The 7,338-nt window shown below is 76.0% G+C and carries 8 protein-coding genes and 1 pseudogene; 3 read left to right on the forward strand and 6 right to left on the reverse strand.

The features are described from left to right. Positions 1-232 precede the first annotated feature (232 nt). Entirely contained in the window at positions 233-994 is a 762-nt protein-coding gene (locus DKT69_RS37440; protein WP_109806072.1) for a helix-turn-helix domain-containing protein, read from the forward strand. On the opposite strand, the gene ung is transcribed toward DKT69_RS37440, so the two are convergent. The 6 genes from ung to DKT69_RS37470 form a co-directional block, all read right to left on the reverse strand. After that, positions 983-1,684 carry a uracil-DNA glycosylase gene (gene ung / locus DKT69_RS37445; protein ID WP_109806073.1) on the reverse strand — a complete coding sequence of 234 codons (702 nt, stop codon included), beginning with the start codon at positions 1,682-1,684 and terminating at the stop codon, positions 983-985. The genes DKT69_RS37440 and ung overlap by 12 nt on opposite strands. A gap of 55 nt (positions 1,685-1,739) precedes the next feature. After that, positions 1,740-2,207 carry a tRNA (adenosine(37)-N6)-threonylcarbamoyltransferase complex ATPase subunit type 1 TsaE gene (tsaE, locus tag DKT69_RS37450; RefSeq protein ID WP_109806078.1) on the reverse strand — a complete coding sequence of 156 codons (468 nt, stop codon included), beginning with the start codon at positions 2,205-2,207 and terminating at the stop codon, positions 1,740-1,742. Between the two features lie 28 nt (positions 2,208-2,235). Further along, positions 2,236-3,333, reverse strand: a complete 1,098-nt coding sequence (locus DKT69_RS37455; protein WP_109806074.1) for an alpha/beta fold hydrolase — start codon at positions 3,331-3,333, stop codon at positions 2,236-2,238. Further along, positions 3,330-4,448, reverse strand: coding sequence for an alanine racemase (gene alr, locus DKT69_RS37460; protein ID WP_109806075.1), 1,119 nt, complete (start codon positions 4,446-4,448; stop codon positions 3,330-3,332). Before alr ends, DKT69_RS37455 begins: the two co-directional genes overlap by 4 nt. 70 nt (positions 4,449-4,518) lie before the next feature. Beyond that, positions 4,519-5,988: an NAD(P)H-hydrate dehydratase gene (locus DKT69_RS37465; protein ID WP_109806076.1), complete on the reverse strand. Its 1,470-nt coding sequence runs from the start codon at positions 5,986-5,988 to the stop codon at positions 4,519-4,521. Between the two features lie 46 nt (positions 5,989-6,034). Beyond that, positions 6,035-6,403 (reverse strand): holo-ACP synthase, encoded by a 369-nt coding sequence (locus tag DKT69_RS37470; protein WP_109806077.1) that lies wholly within the window; start codon positions 6,401-6,403, stop codon positions 6,035-6,037. A 238-nt stretch (positions 6,404-6,641) separates the two neighbouring features. Here DKT69_RS37470 and DKT69_RS37475 point away from each other — a divergent pair, with 238 nt between their 5' ends. After that, the gene (locus DKT69_RS37475) at positions 6,642-6,938 is read left to right on the forward strand and encodes a type VII secretion target (RefSeq protein WP_109806079.1); all 297 of its coding nucleotides are present in this window, start codon (positions 6,642-6,644) and stop codon (positions 6,936-6,938) included. A gap of 158 nt (positions 6,939-7,096) precedes the next feature. After that, positions 7,097-7,338, forward strand: a pseudogene (locus DKT69_RS37480) (alpha/beta hydrolase); the annotation flags it as partial.

Consider the following 7,338-nt stretch of genomic DNA (forward strand, 5'->3'; position numbering starts at 1 on the left):
CGCCAACGCGCGGCAGGGCGGTCCGGGGGCGGCAGGGCGGCCCGAGGGCGGCAAGGGCGGCCCGGGGGCGCGATTGGGTCGGCTGCGCTCGTACCCCGCTGACGGTCTGTTCGACGGACGGCCACGACGGGCGGTGGCGCCCGCATCTATCAAGCCCGGCGAGCGATATGACTGTGAGGCATAAATATGACTGAGAGGCATGACGCTCTCGGCAATGAGTCATCATCCCTGGGTGTCCGACAGCCGCCTCGCCAGCCAGATCGCCGCCGTCCTCCGCGGAGAACGGAGCGCCCACCTCCTCAGCCAGCAGGCGCTGGCCGACCTGGCGGGCGTGAGCCAGAGCGCGGTGGCCCGCGTCGAGCGGGGCGATCGACTGCCCAGCATCCCCCTCGTCGAGCGGCTCCTCGCCGCGCTCGACCTTCAGCTCGCGGTCGGCGTCGAGCCGCTGGACAGCCACCTCGACGCCAGGATGGCCGAGCTGACCGCCCGGCCCCTGGCCGACCGGATCGACGATCTCGGGTTGGACCGGATGATCGACCGGCTCGGGGACCTGCCCCACCTGCTGGCGGGGAGCACCGCCGCGCTGCTCCAGGGCGCTCCGCTCCCGGTGGAGGCGGTGGAGATCGCGCTGCGGTGGCGCGACTCGGCGCGGTTCACCGCCTGGCTCGAAGCGGCGGACGGGCAGCGCTGGAACGCCCGGTGGGAGGAGTTCGGCGGCCTCCACCTGGAGCCGGAGGAACCGGGCGAGCACCGCTGGCGGACCCGGTACGGCGAGATCCGGGCGCAGCTGTGCGACGAGCTGCCCGAGTCGATCGAGGTCCGGCACGGCGGCCGTTCCTATCCGGTCGTGCCGCTGCTCCAGGTGGAACTGACCGATCCGCGCGCCGCCGACCTGCTGCGCCGCCACCGGCAGCGGCAGGCCGACGACCCGGCCGGCGACCCGCCACGCGCACCGCGGGCCGCCGGGGCGCGCCGGGCGGGGTCAGCCGGCTGAGCGCTCCCAGTCGATGGTGGGCAGGCCGGCGTCGGCGAGTGCCTTGTTGGCCGCGCTGAACGGGCGGCTGCCGAGGAAGCCGCGGGGGTTCATCGGGCTCGGGTGGCCGGCCTCCAGCACCACGTGCCGCGGGTTGGTGACCAGGGCCGCCTTCTTGCGCGCGTACCCGCCCCAGAGCAGGAAGACCACCCGCTGGTCGAGGGCGTCGAGGGCGCGGATGGTGGCGTCGGTGAACTCCTCCCAGCCGGAGTTCGCGTGCGAGCCGGGGGTGGCCTGCCGGACGGTGAGCACCGAGTTGAGCAGCAGCACGCCCTGCGCCGCCCAGCCGTTCAGGTTGCCGCTGCGCGGCTTCGGCACGCCCAGGTCCTCGCCCAGCTCCTTGAAGACGTTGCGCAGCGACGGCGGCACCGTCACCCCCTCGCGGACGCTGAAGCTCAACCCGTGCGCCTGCCCCGCCTTGTGGTACGGGTCCTGCCCGAGGATCAGCACCCGGCAGCCCGCCGGCCCGCACAGCCGGTAGGCGGAGAAGAGGTCCTCGACCGGGGGAAAGACGGTCTGGGTGGCGTACTCCCGGGCGACGAACTCGGCCAGCGCCGCGGTGCGGGCCGGGTCGAGGTGCGGGGCGAGCACCGCGCGCCACTCCTCGGGGAGGAGCGCCAGCAGGTCGAGGGTCGGGGCGTCGTCGAGCATCGGCAACCTTTCGCAGTCGGTCCCGGGCACTGTAGGCAGCGGGTACGACAGGCCGTCAGTCGAGGGTGGCGAGGCGCTCCGCCCAGTCACCGCCCACCGGTTCCAGGGTCACCACCCGGGTGTCGTCCTCGCGTCGGTCGATGCGGACCCGCAGGTGGGCGTCGACCAGTTGCTCGACCATTCCCTCGCCCCACTCGACCACGGTCACCGCCTCGTCCACCGAGGCGTCCAGGTCGAGGTCGTCGATCTCGGCGCGCGGATCCGCCGACTCCCCCAGCCGGTACGCGTCCGCGTGCACCAGGGACACCGCGCCGCCCCGCGCCGGGTCGGGCCGGTGCACCCGGGCGATCACGAAGGTCGGCGAGGTGATGTCGCCGCGCACGCCGAGGCCGGCGCCGATGCCCTGGGTGAGCGCGGTCTTGCCGGCGCCGAGCGGGCCGCTGAGCAGCAGCAGGTCACCGGCGCGCAGCACGCCGGCCAGCCGCCGGCCGAACCCGTGGGTGTCCTCGACCGTCGGCAGCATGACGACGACCGTCACAGCGCCTCCCCGCTCACAGCTCGTCAAGGAAGTGCTCCAGCGCGGCGTTGACGTCGTCGGCGTGCTCCAGCATCACCACGTGCCCGCTGTCATGGATCTTGACGAACTCGGCGTGCGGCAGCCGCCGGACGATCTCCTCCGAGTGGTTCACCGGAGTGATCATGTCCTTGTCCCCCACGATCACCAGCACCGGCGTGCCGGCCAGCGCGGCCAGCGCCGGGAACCGGGAGTGGGTGGCCAGGGTCCGCAGGTAGCGGGTCACCGTGTCGGCCGAGGTCCGCGAGTTCATCGTCTCCACGTACGACACCAGCGCGGGGCTGGGCTTCGGGGTGCCGAAACCGTACCGGCGGGTCAGCAGCCAGGCGACGTTGGTGGTCGACTTCCGGGCCTTGTCGATCACGGAACCGCCGTACCGGGTGGCGTTGCTCATCATGTAGAGCACCGGGGCGCCGACCCGGCCGAGCAGAGCGGGCGCCACCAGCTTCGTCTCCGCGATCAGACCGCCCGAGGTGGCCATCAGCACCGTGCCGACCACCCGGTCGCCGAACATCTCCGGGTACAGCTCGGCCAGGGCCATGATCGTCATCCCGCCCATCGAGTGGCCGACCAGCACCAGCGGCCCCTCCGGCGCGGTCTCGTCGATCACCCGGCGCAGCGTCCGGCCCAGCGCGGCCAGGTCGTACTCCCCGGTCTCCAGCCGGCCCGACCGGCCGTGCCCCGGCTGGTCGTACGCGACGATCCGGTAGTCGCCGCGGGCGGCGAGCATCTCCCGCTGGAAGTGGAAGGTCCCCATGTCCAGGCAGAAGCCGTGCACCAGCACCACGGTCGGGTGCCCCGCGACCGGGCGGGTCGGCTCGACCACCTCCACGTGGATGTCGGTGCCGTCCGGCATCTCGAACCGGTACGACTCGTCGTACCGCTGCTGGCCGAAGACCTCGTGGGCGTACGGATCGGTGGGGTCGCCCTTGAGCCGGCGGACCAGGATCCGCTCGCTCACCACGCCCGCGGCGAGCCCGGCGGCGGCCACGCCGACGGCGGCGCCGACCACACCGGCGACCTTGCCGGCCGCGGTCCGGGGCCGGGGGACCCGGAAGCGGGGCGACGAGGTCACGGCCGCTCGCCGTCATAGACGCGGGGCACCCGGACCCCGCCGAACCGGGTCACGATCTCGTAGTTGATGGTGCCGACCGCCTCGGCCCAGTCGTCGGCGGTGGGCTCGCCGTCCGCGCCGCTGCCGAAGAGCGTCGCCACGTCACCCGCGGCGATCTCGTCGTCGCCGCAGTCCAGCACGAACTGGTCCATGCAGACCCGGCCGGAGATCGTCCGCCGCTTGCCGCCGAGCTGCACGGGACCGGTGTTGGAGGCGTGCCGGGGCACCCCGTCGGCGTAGCCGAGCGGCACCACCGCCAGGTTCGCCTCCCGCTCGGTCAGGTAGGTGTGGCCGTACGAGACGCCGGTGCCGGCCGGCACCCGCTTGGTCAGCATCACCCGGGCCCGGGCGGTCATCGCCGGGCGCAGCCCGTACCGCTCGCCGGCCACCGGGGACAGGCCGTAGACCGCCAGCCCCGGGCGGACCAGGTCGAAGTGGGTGTCCGGGCGGGTCAGCGTGGCGGCCGAGTTCGCCAGGTGCCGGTACCGCGGGCGCAGCCCGGCCCGCTCGACCATGGCCAGCCCCTCGTGGAAGACGGCGAGCTGCCGGTCGGTCGTGGGGTGGCCGGGCGAGTCGGCGTACACGAAGTGGCTCCACACGCCGACCACCTCGACCAGGCCGTCGGCCTGGGCCTTCGCGGCGGCCTCCAGCAGCGCGGGCCAGTCGGCGACGGTGGCGCCGCCCCGGGACAGCCCGGTGTCGATCTTCAGGTGCAGCCGCGCCGGGCGGTCCGCCCGGCGGCTCGCCTCGATCATCTCGTCCAGCTGCGGCAGGCTGGCGCAGCCCAGGTCCACACCGACGGCGACCCCGTCGTGCAGCGGCAGCCCCGGGCTGAGCAGCCAGGCCAGCACGGGGGCGCTGATCCCCTCCCGGCGCAGGGTCAGCGCCTCGTCGAGGGTGCAGACGCCGAGCCAGTCGGCGCCGGCGTCCAGCGCGGCGCGGGCGGCCGGGACCATGCCGTGGCCGTACCCGTCGGCCTTGACCACCGCCATCAACTCGGCGCTCGTGCCCGATCTGAGCCGGGTCACGTTCTCCCGGATCGCGTCCAGGTCGACGCGTACCTCCGACTGCCACATGTCCCCAGCCTACTTCCGCCGGTGATCACGGCGGGTCGCAGCCGGGCTCGCGGGGGCCCGCGCCGCGGGATCAGGGCAGCCGGGCCAGCACCGGGCGCAGCGCATTGGCCACGTCCGGCGCGGTCACCGGCCCGCTCCGGGCCGCCTCCCGGCCGGCCAGCCCGTGCAGGTACGCCGCCGCGGCGGCCGCCCGGTCCGCCGGCACCCCGGCGGCGAGCAGCGAGCCGAGCAGCCCGGCGAGCACGTCCCCGGTGCCCCCGGTGGCCAGCACCGGGGTGCCGGTCGGGTTGACGTACGCCCGGCCGTCCGGTGTGCCGATGATCGTGCGATCCCCCTTGAGCAGCACCACCGCGTTCATCCAGGCGGCCAGCCGCAGGGCGGCCGACACCCGGTCCGCGCCCGGGGTCTCGCCGCAGAGCCGGGCGTACTCCCGGTCGTGCGGGGTCACCACGATCGGGGCGTCCCGGTCGCGCAGCCGGTCCGCCAGCTTGCCGTCCACCAGCAGGGTGAGCGCGTCCGCGTCGAGCACCACCGGCACCGGCGCGGAGAGCACCGCGCGCAGTTCGGCGGCGGACTCCTCGCCGGTGCCCAGCCCGGAGCCGCAGACCCAGGCCTGCACCCGGCCGGCGTCCGCGACCCGGCCGGTGGCGATCACCGACGGGTGCTGGTGCAGCACCTCCGGGCGTGCCCCGCCGGCGTAGCGGACCATGCCGGTCGGCCCGGCCAGCGCCCCTCCGACCGAGAGCACCGCCGCCCCCGGGTACGTCGCCGACCCGGTCGCCACCCCGACCACGCCCCGGGTGTACTTCTCGGAGGCCGCGCCGAGCCGGGGCCACCAGTCGACCACGTCCGACCACTCGGTCACCCGCAGCGCCGGCGAACCGCGCAGCCACGGCGCCAGCCCGATGTCGACCAGCTCGACGTGCCCGGCCAGCTCGGCGGCCGGGCCGACCACCAGCGCCGGCTTCAGCGCGCCGAAGGTGACCGTCACGTCGGCCCGCACCGCGCTCGGCCGGCCGGAAGCGGTCAGCGGCACGTGCCCGGTGTCCACCGCCACGCCGCTCGGCACGTCCACCGCCACCACGGTGGCCCGGTCGCCGTCCCGCCCGCAGTGCCGGACCAGGCTCGCGGCCAACTGGTCGGCGGTCTCCCGCAGCCCGCCGCTGCCGCCGATCCCGATGATGCCGTCCAGCACCAGGTCGACCAGGGCCGGCGGCCGGTCGACCAGCTGCCCGCCGGCGGCCCGCAGCGCCGCCAGCGCCTCGGCGTGCGCCCGGCCGGGGGTGAGCAGCAGGGCGGACACGGCGGCGCCGCGCCGGGCCAGCCGCTCGCCGGCGTACAGGGTGTCGCCGCCGTTGTCGCCGGAGCCGATCAGCAGTAGCACCCGGGCGCCGTAGACCCCGCCCCGGTCGGAGAGGAGGAGTGCGCAGCGGCGGGCCAGCCCGGCGGCGGCCCGCTGCATCAGCGTCCCCGGCGGGAGGGTGGCCATCAGGCCTGCCTCCGCCGCGCGTACGTCCGCGACCCGCCACACCGGTTTCATGCCACCCCGTCCCATCCCCGGCGGGCCGGCCGGCCCGCCGGCCAGCTCACCGTTCCGCCACCACCATGGCCGACGCGATCCCGCCGTCGTGCGACAACGACAGATGCCAGCGGTTGATCCCGCGCTCGGCCGCGGCGGCGGCGACCGTGCCGGAGACGGTCAGCCAGGGCCGGCCGTCCGGGTCCGGCACGATCTCGCAGTCGTGCCAGCTCAGCCCGGCGGGGGCGCCGAGGGCCTTGGCCACCGCCTCCTTGGCGGCGAAGCGGGCGGCCATCGACTCCGGCGAGCGCGGGTTGCCGGAGCGGGTGTAGCGCTCGCCCTCGGTGAAGAGCCGGTCGGCGAGCAGCGGCGTCCGGGCGAGGGCCCGGGCGAACCGGTCCACCAGCACGACGTCGATGCCGACAGCCACGATCACGGCACTCACCCTACCGGCGGGCCGGGGCGCAGATTAGCCACCGGCTCCGCGGTGGGCAACGCCTGTGGACAACCCGCCGGTACGACCACCGCCCGCCATCCACAGGGCCGGTGCCGTGGGCAGCGGGCTGCCTAGCGTCGTCCCCGTTGCCCGCCCGGCCCCGGCCCGTCACCGGGGCGGGCGTCGATCCGCCGCCGACGTCCCTCGCTCGGTGGCCACCGAGCCGGGGAGCCCGCCGATGACCGAGGAGCCGTTGAGCGTCGAACCCGAGGTGCTGCGCGAGGCCGCCCGGTCGCTCGCGGACGACGCGTACCGGCTGGCCTGCGGGTTGACCGGCGCCCCAGGGCTGGTGGTGCCGGCCGAGGGCTGGCGCGCCGGGGTGGCGCTGGCCGAGCTGGAGTCGGCGGTGCATCGCTGGTGCGGGGCGCTGGCGGCCCGGGTGGCGGCCACCGCCGACGCGGTCCGCCTCGCGGCGGAGGGCTACGAGGCAGTCGACGAGCGCGCCGCGCGCCGCCTGGCCGGAGTGCCCCGGTGAGCCGCCACCCCGGGCCCCCGGCGGCGGGGGCGTCGTCGGTGGGCGCGGCCGGGGCGCCGGAGGCGGTCGGATACGCCTAGCTCTGGTCCGCCGACCCGGCCGCCTGGGCCGCGGCCGGGGCGGCCTGGCGCGGGCTGACCGGCCCGGTGGGCCGGCGGGTGGCGGCCCTCGACACCCGGGTGGCGGGCCTGCGTCCCGCCTGGTCCGGCGCGGCCGGCGACGCGGCGCGGGAGCGGCTCACCGGGCTGCGCACCGAGCTGACCGACGTGCTGCCCGCGCTGATCGAGGTCGACCAGGTGCTCGCCGAGCTCGCCGCCCGGTTGCGCGGGGCGAAGGCCCGGCTCGCCACCGCCGTCGCCCTCGCCGAGCAGGGCCGGCTGCTGGTCGACCGGTCGGACCG

Origin of the sequence: Micromonospora sicca (genome assembly GCF_003172935.1) — a bacterium.
GTDB classification, from domain to species: Bacteria; Actinomycetota; Actinomycetes; order Mycobacteriales; family Micromonosporaceae; genus Micromonospora; species Micromonospora sicca.